At 36.8% G+C, this 367-nt stretch carries 1 protein-coding gene; it reads left to right on the plus strand.

The annotated features are described in order from the left end of the window. Positions 1-367 (plus strand): DEAD/DEAH box helicase family protein (locus tag HC175_RS20745; RefSeq protein ID WP_168139894.1); only part of this gene is annotated, 367 nt, incomplete at both ends.

A 367-nucleotide genomic window follows, 5' to 3' on the forward strand; every position in this document is an offset into this window, starting at 1 on the left:
CAATCATTTTAGCGACGGAAGTATAGATGGTACAAATGATACTAAATCATTAGTTACGCAATTCAACGACGATACTAAGATCATTGTAACCACTATTCAAAAATTAAATACAGCCATTCATAAGGATCGTTACCGGAAGCAGATGGAACGGTTTAAAAATGAGCGAATGGTTTTCATTTTTGATGAGTGCCATCGTAGTCAGTTTGGCGATACACACCAAAGGATCAAAGATTATTTTGAAGATGTGCAGATGTTTGGTTTTACCGGAACCCCAATCTTTGCCGATAATGCAGTAAGAAATGAAAGGGGAAAACGTACCACAAAAGAACTTTTTGGGGAATGCCTGCATAAGTATGTAATAACAGAT

The sequence above is a fragment of the Salinimicrobium oceani genome, from assembly GCF_012037645.1.